The sequence below is a fragment of the Ruegeria sp. D3 genome (assembly GCF_056534465.1).
This window is the reverse complement of sequence record NZ_JBQFPK010000001.1, coordinates 480,555-497,578: the sequence shown is the minus strand read 5'-3', so window position 1 is coordinate 497,578 and position 17,024 is coordinate 480,555. Positions and strand designations below refer to the sequence as shown.

The window sequence follows — 17,024 nt, the reverse complement described above, 5'->3', positions numbered from 1 at the left end:
GAAAGCGTGGCCAGCCCTGACGAGGACGGCACCAGGAATGACATCAAGATCTGAATGCCAAACATCGCGTTGATAAAGGCAAACTCGCTCAACCCCGAGACAAACCCCTCGGCTGCAGCAAGGATCGTGTCGGTAATTTTGCCCGCGTCCATAATGACGACAACACCGCGCGCGACGCCAATGATCAGGGCCACGCCCAGCAAATCGCGCGCGCCATCAACGAAGGTTTCCACAAAAGTCCCCTCGTCCATTCTGGACCCTTCATCCGCTTTCCCGACCCACCAAACGATGATGGACATCACCAGGAAGAGACCGGACATTTCGGCCATCCACCACCCCAGCGCGACAACACCATAGATCATAATGGCGAAGGTAATCCCGAACAGGAGCAAGATGGTGGAACGGGTTCGAGTCAACTCTGGCAAAGCGTCATCGCCGGCCGACCCTTTGAGAAAATGTCTTCTGTTTTCCTCGGCTTGATCCGCAACCACAGATGCAGAAGGATCGGCCTTTACTCGCTTTGCGTATCTCATGACAAAAGCGATACCAGCTGCCAGGCAGAGAATGAGGATAATGAACCTCAAAACGATGCCAGTCGTAAATGGAATACCAGCGCCTTGCGAAGCTACGACTGTTGCAAACGCGTTGAAAGTCGAGCCAAGAGTGCCGATTCCAGCACCTAGCATGATCACGGCAACACCGGTCAGTGAATCATATCCCGCGCGTATGAAAACCGGAATTATGAGAGCATAAAACGCCAGTGTTTCCTCAGCCATGCCGTAGCTTGTGCCGCCAAAGGCAAAAGCGATCATCAGAATCGGGATCATTAAAATCTCGCGGCCTTCAAGCCTATGCAGCAACCAACCAATGCCAGCATCGATAGCCCCTGTTTTGGTAACGACCATCAGGAAACCACCAATGACCAGTACAAACATAGCGACATCAATTGCTGCACTTGATGAACTTCCCAGAAGCCCAGGATCATACATACCTGCAATCGGGGCCAGGATGACGGCCGTAAGCCCCTGAGGGTTAGACTCGACTTCGTGATAGGTGCCCGGAACAGGAGCTTCGCTGCCCAGAGCTTCGTTCATCTGACGGTCATACTCACCGGCTGGAATAACCCAAGTTAGCACGGCGACAATAGCGATCAGAGCAAACAAGATTGTGAATGCAGTAGGAAACTTGAATTTGGACATAACTAACTCTCGCGTTGAAGGTACAGCGACGCAAAAAAAACGAGCATGTATCTAGATTCGTTTCAATTTTTGGCGAGCCAAAATGGCTCAACGGAAAGTGAAAAATCGAGGGCAGGAAGTAGACTAGCGATGATTCGCGCTACGTTTGCGCGAAAATCTGCACCCAGATTTAAACGAAAGGGGCTTCTATGCAGCATGCTTTCCATGCCACGGATGACGGAGACACACTTCCTACAGCTCCTTGGGTGATCGAGAAAACTGCGTTAACCGAAACACTAGCTGTAGATCCTAAACGCGGTTTGAGCTCGGAAACCGCAAAGGAACGCCTCTCCCGATACGGTCTGAACCGTCTATCCGAAACCGAGGCTGAACCGGCGTGGAAAATGCTGCTCGTTCAATTTAAGAGCCCACTCCTAATAATCCTTATGGTGGGTGCGGTTATTTCAGCTTTCACCGGACATTGGATCGACGCCGTGGCGATCTTCGTGATCGCGATCTTCAATGCCTTCATCTCGTTTTGGCAAGAGTTCAAGGCAGAACAATCACTCGCCGCACTTCGCGAGATGTCAGCACCTCAGGCTTTGGTAAGAAGGGATGGTGACCAGGTACAAATAGCCGCTTCTGATCTGGTCCCAGGCGACATATTGATAGTTAAAACAGGCGATATCCTTGCCGCTGACATTCGCTTTCTCCAAGCCAACAGAATGCAGGTTGATGAAGCTGCACTAACCGGAGAGTCCGAACCTGTGGACAAACATGATCGCAAGATCAACGACCAGGAGGTCGTTCTTGCCGACCGTCTCAACATGGGTTTCATGAGTACCCTTGTCACTGGTGGAACCGGCGAAGGCGTAGTGGTTGGAACTGGCATGAGAACCGAGGTTGGCCATATCGCGGATCTGATGTCAGCAGCTAAGGAACCAAAGACGCCGCTGCAGCTCAAAATCGAAGCACTTTCGAAGGTACTTATTATCGCGGCCCTTATCGTCGTGGCTATCGTCATTGGTATCGGCGTTATAAACGGCATGGACCTCGCTGAAATGCTAAATACCGCGATTTCTCTGTCAGTAGCAGCCATTCCAGAAGGCCTACCAACTGTCGTCACAATACTTTTGACGCTCGGATCTCAGAACATGGCTTCGAATAACGCTCTAGCCCGAAAACTGTCTTCGGTGGAAACGTTGGGCGCCACTTCTGTTATCTGCTCGGACAAAACTGGAACTCTTACACAAAACCAAATGCAGGTGATGCGCATTTGGGCGGGGGGTGAAACCTGGGAGGTAAGTGGCGCTGGCTTTGATACGTCAGGGGAATTTCTAGACTCGAAAAACGAAGCCACAAAGGTCGAAGAGGGGACATCGCTATGGCCTGTGCTGATGATCTCAGCTTTTTGCAATGATGCCCGGCTGATTGGTGAAGGTGCTGAGACCTCAGTGCAAGGTAACCCGACTGAAGGTGCGCTTCTGGTCGCTGCGGCAAAGGCTGGAATTGATGTCGAAGAACTGAGGGCTCGTCGGAGCGAGGCTCTTCAATCCTTTCCATTTGATTCAACAAGAAAAATGATGTCCGTCTTCGCACAGCTTCCCGACGGGCGGACTGTTTTGGTCGCAAAAGGGGCGCCTGACGTGATTTTGTCGCGAGCGGTTAAGGTCCGTATCGGCGAGGAGGAGCGGCAAATAACGCCTGAACTACGAGCTGATATAGAAGATGTCATTGACAGCTTTGGCGAGCGGGCTCTCAGAACTTTGGCGGTGGCGTATCGCGAAGTTTCCCCAGACGAACTGGATCACGACAACCCCGAACAGGAAATCGTGCTCGCCGGTATCCATGGTATCATGGATCCCCCCCGACAAGAAGTGCCGCATGCCGTAGCAGAAGCCACTGGTGCCGGAATCCGTACGGTTATGATTACTGGTGATCACGCCGTCACCGCCAAGGCTATAGCCGAGCAAATCGGTGTACTGTCGGGTTCACAGCAAGCCGTATTCACGGGTGCTGAGCTCGATCAAATGAAAGATGAAGATTTAAGTAACGCTGTGAAGAACGCAGCTGTGTTTGCGCGCGTGACGCCTGAGCACAAACTTCGCATCGTCAAAGCACTTCAGACCAATGGTGAAGTGGCCGCGATGACTGGAGATGGCGTGAACGATGCGCCAGCGCTTCGCGCGGCTGACATCGGTGTCGCCATGGGGATTACCGGGACACAGGTTGCCAAGGACAGCGCCGCGTTGATTCTTCTGGATGATAACTTCACGACTATTGTCACGGCCGTTCGTGAGGGCCGTAGAATCTTTGACAACCTACTGAAATTCGTCCGGCAAGCTCTGACTGCCAACGTTGCGGAAGTTACCACTATACTTTTCGCTTTCCTGCTAATGGGCGCAGACCCCCTCCTTCCGATCACACCGCTTATGATCCTCTGGGTGAATTTAGTTTCTGATGGCTTACCAGCACTGGCGCTGGGATTTGAAAAAAGCGAGCCGGATCTAATGAGACGCCCGCCACGCCCGCGCGACGAGGACATGTTTGGCGGCGGAATGAAAGAGCGGATTCTGATTAGGGGCAGCGCATTGGGACTTCTGACCTACTACGTGTTTCAAGAGTTTCTCGAACGCGGTGCCTCTCTGGAACACGCGCAAACAGCTGCCTTCATGACGCTCATATTTGCGCAAATCTGGCATGTCTTTGATGCGCGAACTACAACGACACTCTACCGCAAATCGCCGCTTGGCAACACCATGCTCCTAGGCGCAGTTGGCATTTCAATCGTTTTATCGTTGTTGGCAATTTATTCTGCTCCGGGCCATTTCGTTCTGGGCACGGTTCCTTTGCCTCTTTCACATCTGCTGGGAACGTTCTTTGTCGCGGCGCTTCCAACACTCGTGCTTTCCGGCTTCAAGGAAATGTTCAATCTTAAATTCGTTTAAGCGGAATAAGTGTGGTTAAATTGGCTAATCCAAAAATAGTGGTCACGTGTTTTACTAGGAAAGGAGGATCTTACTAGGCTTGTAGATGGAGTGATTTAATCTTTTTTTAGCCTGTCTGATTAGTTTGCGGCGCGTTTTGAAGCGAACTCAGGAATAGTCATCGGCTTCTGCGGATTGGCAAGTCGCGCCATAAACAGATCGAGGTTTCTTTTGTGGTTGGCCGTGTGGATTTCGGATTTTTTTAACCGGGCTAGCGAGCCAGTCCTGCGGGAAAAAAGACATTTGGCGCTAGAGTGACGCTGAAAATCGTCGAGGTGAGCTCGGCTGAAATGAAACACTGATGGTATAGGATATTTCCGTTGGGGAGCAAGCGATGGTGGCGCAGAGAACGCCCGCTTGGTGTCCTGAAGTAGCAAAGAGGGGGAGGTGATAAATGGAACACAAGGATCCATTTGTAGAAAAACTTCAGGTCGTAATTCGGTTCGCCGTCCGTATTCTGGCCGTAATGATGGTTCTGGTTATACTACTTGGCGTCTTGGATGTGGCCTGGACCCTTTATCAGAAACTAATCAATCAGCCTGTCTTCATACTGACAATCTCTGAAATATTAGCGACTTTTGGCGCCTTCATGGCGGTGCTAATCGCTATCGAAATATTCGTAAACATCACAATTTATCTTCGCGACGATGTAATCCATGTGAAGATAGTGGTTGCGACGGCGCTCATGGCCGTCGCGCGGAAGGTCATTATACTCGATACAGAAAAAACTAGCGGACTGGATTTGGTCGGCTTGGCACTTCTAGTGATTGCTTGTTCACTCGCGTATTGGCTGGTTCACGATATGCCGTCCTTTAGCGTTCGGTTTGGGCGAACCAAAAGCGCTGAAGAAGCCAAGGAAGAACAATAGTGCCAATACTTTTCTGTCTTCAGGGGGAAATGCACTCAAGATACTCATTTGTGTGGCGACGAGTGGGTGGACTTCTATTGCTACATTTTGACTAATTGAGGGTATGAAAGTACGTCTTCATATCGGCGTTGCGACGTTATTCACGTTCCTCACCTTAGCCGTAACAACATTGCTTGTTGCCATTCTTTATTTTGGCAACAAAGAACTCGCCATTCGTACCGCGAATGAGCGGATGACCGAGGCCAGAAATCAGTCAGTCGAAGAGATGCTAACCGTAATACGCGGAGCGGGAAATGTCGTATCTTCTGCGTCCGTCTTTCTTTCTAAGTTTACGGAGTATGCTGGCTCAAGTGCAGGTTTGGAAGTGCTCTATTCGCAGATGCAGGGTAATGAGCACTACTATGGTTTATATTTTGGAGAGGAAAAATCCGGCGACTTTTTCCAAAACATAAACTTGCCAAAACATTGGAAAACCTTTGGACCGAGCGCTTTGCCAGTGCCGGAAGGAGTAGACCGCGTCCAACGTATAATCGCCGATCAATCTGGCGAGCGTGTCGAAACTTACTTTTGGTCCAATGCCAATTCGCTGCCCACACCATTTCTTAGTGGAACCACTGTCTACGATCCTCGAACGCGCCCTTGGTATCGCGGGGCGTTGGAGCAAAGCGATATTTATGTTTCACCGCTTTATCAGTTTGAGAGCACAGGACGTCTGGGTGCAACGTTCTCAAAAACCGTGGTCGACAACGAAGGTAAATTGCTTGGCGTCGTCGCGCTCGACATAACAATATCGGCACTTTCGCAAATCCTAGACGATATCAGGATTGGCGATCATGGTTTGGTTTTCATGCTAGATCGCGAAGGTCGCCTACTTTCGTACACCAGCACGCGATCCAAAGGTGGAGAGCCGCGCTTCGTGAGTTCCAATACGAATGGGTCAATTGAAGGCAGTAGCAAAATTATTGACAGTGTCATTGATGAATGGCGAGCAAACCAGCAGGATTTTTTTCGCATAGCTCCAGCATCCGATGGAAGAAGCTATATCGCATCTGTGATGCCAATCCCTGAAGTCTTCGGTGCCCAACCTACGCTCGGGCTTATAGTGCCGGAAGATGAGTTTATCGGAGACATAAAAAGAAATACGACCCGTGCTATGCAATTCGGCGTACTTGCTTTGACCCTGGCCGTCGCATTTACCTTTGTTGTCGCTCGTCTGTTGAGCAAAAATCTTGTGCGCGTGGCAGCTGAAGCAAGAAAAGTCAGTAACTTTGAACTAAGTGAGGACTTGAACCTGAAATCAAATATTCAGGAAGTTGCCGAACTCGAAACAGCGATTGCAAGTATGAAAGCTGGAGTGTCGAGTTTCGGTGCGTTCGTACCAAAGGAGTTGGTGCGCTCTATCCTTTCAAAAGCAGAGAGAATTAGCGTTGGGGGAGAGTCGCGCGACGTTACCCTGATGTTCGCCGACCTTAAAGGGTTTACGCGCCAGACCGAGGGACTTGAACCAGAAGTTCTGATGCCTGCTTTGTCCGAGTATTTCGAAGCAATGGAAAAAGAGATATCTGGTAATCAGGGTACAGTGGATAAGTACATTGGAGATGCCATTATGGCTCTATGGAACGCTCCGCTCGATGATACTGATCACCCTGTTCACGCTTGCCGAGCAGCTTTGGCGTGTTTGCAGGCTGAGGCGAGTCTCAATTCTGATAATGGAGCGTTACCGTTGCGTCCGTTGCAAACACGTTTCGGCCTACACACAGGTCGCGTAGTTGTCGGCAACGTTGGGTCTCTTTCGAGATTGCAATACACAGCACTGGGTGCTGCCGTAAATTTTGCTTCCAGACTGGAGGGGTTGAACAAAGTTTACGGTACAAGGATTCTCGTGTCGTCAGATGTGGCCGTTCATGTCGAGAGCATGTTTTTGCTGCGCGAAGTTGACCATGTTGTGCCTGCCGGAACTAGTTTTCCTAGTCGTATCTTTGAACTAATCGCGGAAAAAGATGATGAGAGTGGCTTTCTGGCAAGCGTAGCCAAGAAACGCGAACTCGAAGAATGGCGTGTATGCTATGACTTGTATCAGTCTGGAAAATGGGCCGATGCATTAGAAGCCCTCCAGACGCATCGAGAAATTGCAACTAACAAGCTTGTTGTAGATGTCTTTATCGAACGTTGCAGCCGTTTCGCGTTTAAACCACCGGCCGCTTGGGATGGCGTTTACCGTTTCGAGAAGAAATGAATTTGCAGCGCATGAAGCAACCATCCTGATGGGTCTCAGGCCAATGATGCGCTTACAATCAAAATGGGCCGGTCAAATCCGACCAACCAAAAAACGGACATTGCTTCAGGTAACGGCGTTCGTCGGTTGTGAGCTCAAAAAAGACATCGCATTTGGTGATGGATTCCGATGAAAAAAATCGCCTAAATGCTATAGATTTGGCGCCAATCAGTGCGGCATGCTAGCATTCACAAGAGATCGAGGTTTGAGGTGAGCCAGACACGGGGGGCACCATGTCAAAGACGCTATATGAACGTTTGGGAGGAACGGATGGTATTCGGCGAATAGTCGACGTTCTGGTGGACAATCACTCTAAAAACCCAGTTGTCGCTGCACGATTTGCGGGAACTGAGATGGAGCACCTCAAACAAATGGCAGGAGACTTCTTCATTACTGGTTCTGGCGGGCCTGAGATCTATACGGGCAAGGATATGGTTGCTGCGCATCAGTACATGAACATCGGCGGAGATGAATTTGTCGCTGTTCTGGACGACGCCATGAACGCCCTAAAGGCCAACGACGTCGGCCAACGGGAACAAGAAGAGGTCTTATACATTCTATATAGCTTCAAGGACCAAGTTGTAGGTATCTGAATTTCGCCACAACCGGGTAGAGTCGGCAATCTTCAAAATCTTCAATCAAAGCTTGTTTTCCCCGCATGGTGGTCGTTCGCGAAATTTAGACCAAAGTCTTCCTTGAGCCCAGTACTACCGCTTCGGTGATTTTGCGAGCACGGTAGATACGGTGCGCGTCTTTCTACTTCTTGTGATCGCGATTGCGCCCAGCACTAAGGCACATGCCAAAGCTTGAGGTAAAGAGATGGCTTCGCCAAAGGCAAGATATCCCACGGCAAACATCGTGGGCAATTCGATGCTTCCGACGACCGCCGTTTGGGAAGCCCCAATGACAGGTGAGCATATCGTGTAGATAAGCTGGGGCACGAAAGCAGTAACCAGACCAATACCAACAATGAAAAGCCAATCGGATTGTTCCCTTGGGAGAAGCTCTCGAACCTCAGCACCAAGGATGAGCGGTGCGAGGCCCAGTACAGACCCCAGAGAAACTGACGCGATACGTGCCAACGGCGTAATCCGTGACAACTTATGTACCAGGACACAAATTCCGAAGCCAAACCCAAATGGGGCGGCAAGGGATAGCAGCAGCGTCGGTAGATGTTCCGCAGCCACTGACGCAGGTGAGCCAGCAATGACAGCTGCCACCACAATCAGGCCAGCGGCCAACACGGCGCGTCGCGTGGGTGCATCGCAAAACACAGCCCAAGCAATAACTAGGGTGAACACCGGATAGGTCATGTAAAGCACACCCACTGTCGATGCGGGCAGTTTCTCCAGCGCTGTTACATATCCGATCCAACCAAGCCCCATTACGGCTCCGGCGGAAAGACCCCAAGTGATCTCTCGCCATTCTTTTCGGTGCACGATGAGAACGGGAAGCAGAAGAAGAGCTGCAACAATGTAGCGGTAGAATGCGACCGCATAGGGTGCAACACCCTGTTCGGTTAGGCTGCGGCTGAAGTAGGGAACCAGCCCGAAACAGATTGAAGCAAAAAGAACACCAACAACCGCAAATGCGTAAGGGATGGGCGTTCGATTTCGCGCAGATGCCGTGGCCATAATCTGGAGCTATCACGCATTTGCTTCTTCGTCTTTAGAGATTCTACGAATGACTGCTTTGTCCGCACAGCGGTCACTAAAGCATGCATCTGCGATTGATCAGATTATATACTTCAATGTTCAAACCTATAAAGCTGGCTCGTTGCCAGATTGATCCCAAAGCTCGTGTCATACTAACGACTATTTTTTTTGAGGGCGTAGCTTTGTTCGAGGTCAAAATTGACTTCTAAATGGTGAATCGTCGTCGCAAGTACACTGCAAGTGCAGGCGAGGCAATTTTGCCACTGGGGGTACTATTCGGGGTATCGTATGGTATGTGTTTATGTTTTATAATTTAAAAATATATATTTACTTTGGTTTGTGTATTCCGTGTGGGGCACCACTTCCCTTGTCAACTCATTGATACACATCGGCTTCTTAAGAAAGCTGCGCAGGCAACGGACATTTCAGTGCCCTTCTGTTTCAAAAAGAACGGCACATACTATTCCGAACTAGGAGTGCCACAGGAACTCTCACACCACTGTGACTCACCGAAAACCACCTACTCTGTGGGGATCCGTTCGGCTTCAGTGGCAACCCAACGTGAAAGACGGGCTGCGGAACAACTGGACGAGTACGGGTCCCACTTGCGGGTTCAGAGTGTGGATCGGCCCAGGAAGCATCGTTTGAGGGTTGCCTTGGGCGGTTAAGCTGGGGAAAACCCACCGCCCGTGAGAGAGACTATGAAGCTCTCGGGCACAGTAGGCATCTATGGCTTGTTTTCAGTGCGTTGCCGACTACGCCCCGATCAATTCCTCGTCTATGTTGCCATCCATGCATTGTAGGCTTGCTTAGTCCGTCGACCGACGATCAAGTTTGTGGTCTTCGTAAGTGGAGTTTCATCTCTAAACCGAGATTCATTTGCCGAGATGGACAGCACAAAGGGCGTTAGCAAACGAAGAGAGCGGTCTATTCGAGTGCGCAACTTGAAATTCTTTGCCTAGTCAAATCGATTCAGATTGCGAGATGTTTGAAACAATATTCTTGAGGTTGCGTTTTTTAACACTTCAGGTCGCCGAAAGCGCATTGTACTCATAGCCTTGTGGCCGTATTGAGATTTTCAGGACCGAGTTAGGCCCGACACGCTCGCCCGCGTGGTGGAATGGTAGACACAAGAGACTTAAAATCTCTGGGCCGGAAGGCCGTGCCGGTTCGAGTCCGGCCGCGGGTACCAACTTCTTAGGCGACAGCAAGATTTACGCATGCCTCAGAATAGCCTGAGGCCTTTCGCCTCGCTGTAGTAAATCTGGGTGCCCGATGGATGGTCCTCGGCCAGCCGGTGCACTGTCGCCTGAGTGAGTTTCGTGGTCATCTTTGATCGCCGCTATAGGCCATGTTTCGATTGAATCCTGAGAGACCTCAGGACGTGCTATGAGACGACCAGTTTTGTTTTCTTGACTGCGCGGACCTTCGGCAGGTGCTATTAAGTCATAGAATGATTTAACAACAGAGACTTAAAATGCATCTCCCTAAGGCTTTCGGGCTCGATCCCAGCCATCCGCACCATTTGTCATACCGGAAAGCCAAGCTGCCCAATAAGTCGCCAGATATCGCGGTTGGCTTCGGATAATTGGGTGACAACTTTTTCAATTTCCTGCATGGCCTCGTCATCGACTGTGTCTTCACGTCCCAGTCTGATGTCGGTTTTTCGGTCAGCGATGCGCATAAGAATCGTTTTTGGATTCCCGCTGTCTGGATCGAAGGAATAGATGCAGTGATTATACCGATTCCGGATGCCAGACAGTTTAGACAGGCGGTGTGTGTGCTCGAGTATCGGGTCCCGTATTTCGGCAGGCCGCCCTTCCATTTTGGCCAGACGTTCTACAAGGTCGATGCGCGCCCTTGTTGTATTCAAGGTTAAAAAGATGATGACGGCTGTGTCTTTGGGCGTGCCAGACAGGCCGGCGATTAAATGGATCAAAAGGCTTTCGGTGTTGGTCCACATATAATTCAGCCTGCCGACAAGCAGGATGAGACGATCGAAACGGGCTTCAAAATCTTCAGTCAATTGTCGTGTGCTGCGCCTCTTGCGGGGCGACCTCAAAAAAGAACTGTGCCGCCGCGGTTCGATTGCTGACACCGATTTTTCCCGCGACATTGTGTATATGCAACTTCACCGTATGTTCAGTGATCCCTAGATTTGATGCAATAATCTTGTTGCTTTGACCTTTTGAGACCAATCGCAACACCTGCTTTTCCCTTCGCGTCAGTTTGGAATAAAGCGGGTGCGGGTCTGTCGACTCAACCGAATGTTTCTGCGTTGGAGAGGTTGTGTTGCACACTGAGTTGGCGAGAAAACTGGGAAGATAAAGCTCTTCATGTAAGAGAAGGCGAAGGATCGACCGCCACGCGTCGGGTGCAATATTCATTGGAAGGTAGCCTATGTCCCCATGTGCACCGGGATCCCAACGGTCAAATACAAACCGAGCCGCATCCTCCTTGCGATACGCAAATACGAGGCTACCTAGCCCTGCACTGTCCTTATAGTGTCGCGGACGGGCTAGAAAATCTTCTGTCAACATCTGGTCAACAATCAGAATTCTTCCGGGACCATTGTTTTCCGCGCCGTAAATTGGCAGGGACGCAATCGATTCGAAGCGATGCGTAGAGACACCAAATTCAGATTGAACACTTTCGATGGTCTGCTCTGAATAAAACAGTTCCTTGCCGATGAAATTGATTGAGAACTCTTCCAATAAATATTGACTATTCAGGGTATTATCCTGAAGCGGAATGTTCATAACCTCCCCCTTATCACTACCACGCCACACAAGCGGCGAAATCATTAACTGAACATTAGATTAATATTAACTGAAAATTAACGCACTTGGGGAGATGACCATAGAAGAAAGTAGAATTTTCTTCCGTGTCCGGTCGTTCAATTGTGAAGAGTTCTAGAACTTTCGGATAGGCGTCATCGGTGCGGTTTTCCAAATTAAATCTGGATATTTGCGGGAAGTAACTTGCAGGTTTTAAACCAATTTTTTGTTTCGTCTCGACTGCTCGCTGATGGCCGATCGAAATTTTTTCATTATAAAATATAGAGTTAACCGTTCTAGCGCTTACGGCTAGCTATCCAGATCACCTTACTGCTGCAACCATGATTGCACTCCAATTTGCGGAGTTGAATTTCCTATTGCGTCTGCTCATCGCGCATTTTCGCGACGTTTTTCTTCAGACGTAGTTTCGGCTTGGCCGAGAAAGGAGGGTGGGAGAGGAATCACTGAAAAGACACGCACCCATGCGCGGTTTGCGCCTGCGTGCCTCATTGTTTCAACGCGCCAGTCACCGTTTTGGAGATGAATGACGGTCCGTGCGCTCAGTAAGTGGAATTATTGATATGAGTAAACGTCAACAACCGCATAACAGCATCACTGACATTGATGAAGTTAACATCGGTACGGCATATGTTCCCGTGGACGCAGATGTTCACGTTGATGACGCCTATATTGAAGCTGATCTGACTGATCAGGACACCAATGTCGAAAATGAACAGGGTCAAGGCCAGGATCAAATCCAGGGTCAGGCGACCGTGGTCGAGAATGGACAGGGTCAGGATCAGGGACAGGGCCAGGATCAGGGCCAAGGCCAAGGCCAAGGCCAAGACCAGGGTCAAGGTCAGGACCAGGGCCAGGGTCAAAGCCAGACCAATGGCAACAATGATAATTCGAACTGGGTCAACATCGACTTTGGCGATGCCGAGCCTTTGGGCCGTGACGACGATCTGGTCGACGTTGACGTATCCGGCGGGTCGTCGATTGATGATGTGATCACTGTTGGAAACGATTTCGACTACGATCCGGGCGACGATTTGAACCTGGATATTGATCTGAGTGGTGAGGGCAACGACATGTCCGCCATCAACCACCAGTACGCCAACCTCAGCGACGATGATCATCTGGGATCGGCTGCGGTAACCAATACCGGTAGCTTTGACCAGAACGGCAACGCGCGCGGCGGCTCAGCGACAGCCGATGAGGGCATCAGCACGCATTCCGACGGCGGCAATTCGGGGCAAGGTGGCAGCACCCATGCGGGGAATGCCTCGGGCAATACGACTGGCGGCGATGCATACGCACTGGGTGGTCACACCGGTGATGCCGATGGTACCGGTGTCGGTGGTGACGGTGGTAACGCGGGTGATGCGTCTAATGTCGGTTTGGGCGTGGGCTTGTCTGGTGCGGAATCCAACGGCAGCAGCAGTGCAGGCGCAGGTGGTCAAGCTATCAGTGACTCGGCCGCGCATAACAGCGGCGCTTCGGTTTCCGATGGCACCAGCGTAGCCGGAGAAGGCGGTAATGCGGGATCCGTCGGCTTGGGCCTGGGCCTGGGTCTCTCGGGTGCCGAGAACGGCGGTCTGTCCAGCGGCGGAGATAACGTATCGCATGCTGGTGCGCTGGGTGCTGGTCAGGGGACCAATGACTCTGACGCAAACGGTGCAAATGGTGGCGACGGTTATGCCGACACCGATGGTGTCGCGATCAACGCCGGAAGCAGCGAGACCGAGGCCAATGACGCAGACGCCGGCAATCTGGGCCTTGGGCTTGCAGGAAGCCTGGCTGGCAGTGCAGCCGATGCGGATACCGGGAATGGCACAGGTGCAAGTGGCACCGGTGGCAACGGTAACGGCAGTGGCGGTACCGGCGGCAACGGCAACGGTGCAACCGGAACGGGCGGCAGCGGTAATGGTGCAGCTGGAACTGGCGGTGCCGGAACTGGCGGCGCGGGTACCGGTGGTGACTCGGGTCAGGTTGACGCAGCTCTGGCAGCTTTGAATCAGCAGAATGGTCTGATTGGACTGAATGCTGGTCATGCTGATGCCAGCAATGGTGGCGGAGACACAAATCACGGTAATCCGGGCACCGGTGGCGTTGGTTCGGGCGCAGTCGGCTCTGGCGGCGATGGCACAGGTGCCTTCGGTTCGGGTGGCGACGGAACTGGCGGTGGCGCTGGTGGCGGTGACGGGACCGGTGGCGTTGGTTCGGGCGGCGATGGCTCGGGCGGAATGGCAACCGGAGGTACCGCGGGTGCGACTTCTGGCGCGCAAGGCGTTGGCGATCAAACCACGACTGGCCCGAACGTCACCCAATCGCCCGGCGATGTGAACGGAACCGCGAGCCTGCCGCAGAACAACAGCGGTGACGGTGGCGCGGCCGGTAGCAACACCACCGACGGGTCGGCAACAGGTACCGGTACCGGAACCGCGACTGCCGATGGTTTCGGTGGCGGTGGCGGCGCGATCCAGCAGGATGCGATGTCCAGCGGCACAGGTGCGGGGTCTGCTGATGCAACCAACACCGCAGGCGAGGGCGGCGACTCTGGTCTGTTCTCGGTCGCGGATACGGACGGGTCTGCAGACAGTCTGGCAAGTGCCATTGCAGGGTATGGCGGTGACGCGATGTCCGACAATGACGCAACCTCGACGGGCGCGGGCAGCGCGACCGGGTCGGCCATGTCCGGCTTTGGTGGTGGCGGCGGCGCTGGTGCTGGTAACGGCGGAACCAGTGGCGACGCGATCGGCACTGCGACCTCGGGTGCGACGACCGGCGCAATGGTCAACGGCGGTGACGCTGCGGGTGCCTATTCGGGTGCTGGCGGGACCGGTGGCCATGCAGGCGAGTGGGGCTCTGGCAACGGCGGAGACGGCATTGTGAACGGCGAGTCCTATGCCTCGGCGGCTGCGGTGGTCGACACTTCGGCGTTCAACCAGTCGATTGTCATGGGCGCCAACGTTCTTGGCAACTCGGTCGACACAACCATGGTCGGTGGCTCGATGACCTCCAGCTTCGCCAGCGACGACGCCGACGCGTAACTTGCGTGGTGGCCGGGTCAGAGCTTGGGTTTCCAGGCTCTGACCACTTCTGAAAAACTGTCGGGGCCAAGGACAGATGGCCCCGACTCAACTTAACCCAAGGCAGTTGATTTTGAACGCCGCGGGAAAGGAAATTGAAATGTCGTTTGATAGTATCAGTGAGACGATTGCCCATTTCATCGGAACTTTTGATCTAACGACCGAGCAAGCTCGGTTGCGAGATCAATATCAGGAATTTACCGCTCTCAGGCGCAAGGCTGAGATGGAAGAGCTGGAAGAAGGTGCTGCCGTGAAAGTACGGGCAGACCTTAACCTTGACCCTGGAAAATACGACGCTTTGCCCTATCCGCCATCGGTTAGTCACACTGACATTCCGTTGGCTCCAAACCCGCAACCGTTGGGGCCGATTCCCGATGGTCCATTGCAGGCTGGCCCGGGTCCCGATCAAGTGCTTCCCGATGTGGCGATCGCGTCGACCTCGATACCGATCTTAGTCGCAAAACCGGTTTTGATCCCCGAACTGATCGGCTCGGCCGTCACCTATGCGATTCAGACATTGGACCTGAACGACAACGACACCATCGGTCAGGGGGATTTCCGCGATGTGGACTCATTGGTGCAGCAAGGTCAGGAACTGGCTGATGTTGCGCTTTCTCTACACACGGTATCGTCCCCATCCTTTAGTATTTCCGATTATCAGTCGATCGAGCATCTCGAATCGATTGTTGCCGAGATGCAGGCCCCGTTCGAAGCCCCGTCTGAGGATGTGACTGTCCACCAGTTTCAAGGCGAAGAAGCCATGGGAAAGATTGTGAACGGTGAACATGTCGAGGAACTTCCGGATTTTCTGGAATTGGTGCCAAGTCACCATCTTCCTGATGAAGAAGACGACAGTGACTACCCTGATTTGTTGCCAACTGAGTGGGATCAGTCAGACGATGGTGATTTTGGCGATGGTCACACCGTTATCGCGGGGGGCAACCTAGCGATAAACGAGGTCGCCATTACCGTCGGTTGGGTCGATGCTCCGGTAATTGCGGTCGCCGGGCAGTCGGTCAACCTAACCGTTGTAAGCCAGGTGGCGATTGTCTCGGATGTCGACGAAGGGCCCGAGGATAGTCAAAGCGAAACCACGGTGGTTCAGTCGTCAAGTATTGCAGTGGAATCCAATGAGGCGTCCTGGCTTGATGATAATGTCTCGGAAGAGGGACAGGATCCTCTTGTCGCGATCACTTGGATTTCGGGTGATCTGTTCGTCACAAACTTCGTAAAACAAGAAATCAACGCCACTGATATCGACCATATTGAAACCCAGATCGACGCCACAACCAGCCTGTTTGTGTTGGGTGACAACGATCTGGTGAATGAGGTCAGCGTCGTTCAGCTCGGCAGCTATTACGATCTGGTTTTAATCGGCGGAGACATGGTTTCGGTGGATTTTGTCCATCAGACGATTGCGTTGGTCGATGACGATGTGGTCTCGGGGGTGGTCGCCGAGGAAGACAATGACAACCTTGTCATGAACCACGTGGAACTGACGACCATTGGGGAAGACACTCATGAAGAGTTGTCGGAAACGCTGGCCGAAGTTTTACCTCTGCAGGAGATGGATACTGACGCTTTGGAAGATGCACTGCTGAACGATCCTCAATTTGCGGGGATGGAGCAGGTGCGAGTTCTGAAAATCGAAGGTGATCTGGTGCAGGTCAACGCCGTCGAACAGGTGACTACCCTGCAGGACCAGGATGATATTCACGTACAAGGAGGGAATGGTGCCATCGCTTCAGCGCTGGGTGCTGGAAATGCGGTGCTGAATGCGGCGAGTATCTCGACCGTCGGAGTGGACTCGGTCGTTATGGCATCGGAAGGCGAATATTCGGACGTCGTTCTGCATCAGGCGAGCCTGATTGACACCCAAGACGAAGATCTGGGTACAGAGCTGGCCAATGAAGCCATCGCGATCCTGATGCAGGAAACATCTGGACCGGGTAAGTCAGACCTTGCCCCGGGGCACAACAAACTGACGCCCTCTGAAATGGCCAGCGTGGATGATGCGCTGTCCTCAATGTTAGCTTAATTTCCCAGTTTTTTTACGAGTGAACCGAAAGTCTGAGTATGTCGAGAACGTTTTCGTCGCGTCGCTCTCTCTTTGCCAGTCCTATGGACGGCGGGGGTGGGGCCAATCCAGTCAAATCAGTTGCCGCACGAACGGCGACGGCGTCCGGCATATT

General features: G+C 52.3%; 10 protein-coding genes and 1 tRNA gene. 7 read left to right on the top strand and 4 right to left on the bottom strand.

Features of this window, described 5'->3' with window-relative positions:
* Nucleotides 1-1,199 (bottom strand): YfcC family protein (locus tag ACR0DX_RS02440; RefSeq protein ID WP_480845045.1); only part of this gene is annotated, 1,199 nt, incomplete at its 3' end.
* A 188-nt stretch (nt 1,200-1,387) separates the two neighbouring features.
* Between ACR0DX_RS02440 and ACR0DX_RS02435 the strand changes: the two genes are divergently transcribed.
* The 4 genes from ACR0DX_RS02435 to ACR0DX_RS02420 all read left to right on the top strand — a co-directional run bounded on the left by ACR0DX_RS02435 (nt 1,388) and on the right by ACR0DX_RS02420 (nt 7,901).
* Entirely contained in the window at nt 1,388-4,126 is a 2,739-nt protein-coding gene (locus ACR0DX_RS02435) for a cation-translocating P-type ATPase (RefSeq protein WP_170354746.1), read from the top strand.
* A 433-nt stretch (nt 4,127-4,559) separates the two neighbouring features.
* Nucleotides 4,560-5,033: a phosphate-starvation-inducible PsiE family protein gene (locus ACR0DX_RS02430; protein WP_068340474.1), complete on the top strand. Its 474-nt coding sequence runs from the start codon at nt 4,560-4,562 to the stop codon at nt 5,031-5,033.
* A 103-nt stretch (nt 5,034-5,136) separates the two neighbouring features.
* Entirely contained in the window at nt 5,137-7,269 is a 2,133-nt protein-coding gene (locus tag ACR0DX_RS02425; RefSeq protein ID WP_170354743.1) for an adenylate/guanylate cyclase domain-containing protein, read from the top strand.
* A 272-nt stretch (nt 7,270-7,541) separates the two neighbouring features.
* Nucleotides 7,542-7,901 (top strand): group I truncated hemoglobin, encoded by a 360-nt coding sequence (locus ACR0DX_RS02420; protein ID WP_170354741.1) that lies wholly within the window; start codon nt 7,542-7,544, stop codon nt 7,899-7,901.
* 114 nt (nt 7,902-8,015) lie between these two features.
* Here the strand turns inward: ACR0DX_RS02420 and ACR0DX_RS02415 are convergent, their stop codons facing one another.
* Nucleotides 8,016-8,942: a DMT family transporter gene (locus tag ACR0DX_RS02415; RefSeq protein ID WP_170354739.1), complete on the bottom strand. Its 927-nt coding sequence runs from the start codon at nt 8,940-8,942 to the stop codon at nt 8,016-8,018.
* Between the two features lie 1,127 nt (nt 8,943-10,069).
* On the opposite strand from ACR0DX_RS02415, the gene ACR0DX_RS02410 reads away from it, so the two are divergent.
* Nucleotides 10,070-10,155 (top strand) — tRNA-Leu (locus ACR0DX_RS02410).
* Nucleotides 10,156-10,491: 336 nt separating this feature from the next.
* Here ACR0DX_RS02410 and ACR0DX_RS02405 read toward each other — a convergent pair.
* Both ACR0DX_RS02405 and ACR0DX_RS02400 read right to left on the bottom strand, forming a co-directional pair.
* A complete protein-coding gene (locus tag ACR0DX_RS02405) occupies nt 10,492-10,989 on the bottom strand; it encodes a hypothetical protein (RefSeq protein WP_170354738.1) in 498 nt (165 codons plus the stop codon).
* Nucleotides 10,982-11,722, bottom strand: a complete 741-nt coding sequence (locus ACR0DX_RS02400) for a helix-turn-helix transcriptional regulator (RefSeq protein WP_170354736.1) — start codon at nt 11,720-11,722, stop codon at nt 10,982-10,984. Before ACR0DX_RS02400 ends, ACR0DX_RS02405 begins: the two co-directional genes overlap by 8 nt.
* Nucleotides 11,723-12,321: 599 nt before the next feature.
* On the opposite strand from ACR0DX_RS02400, the gene ACR0DX_RS02395 reads away from it, so the two are divergent.
* Nucleotides 12,322-14,793 carry a serine-rich family protein gene (locus ACR0DX_RS02395; protein ID WP_170724387.1) on the top strand — a complete coding sequence of 824 codons (2,472 nt, stop codon included), beginning with the start codon at nt 12,322-12,324 and terminating at the stop codon, nt 14,791-14,793.
* A gap of 139 nt (nt 14,794-14,932) precedes the next feature.
* Complete coding sequence (locus ACR0DX_RS02390; RefSeq protein WP_480845040.1) at nt 14,933-16,870, top strand: type I secretion protein; 1,938 nt, start codon at nt 14,933-14,935, stop codon at nt 16,868-16,870.
* Nucleotides 16,871-17,024: the final 154 nt, after the last annotated feature.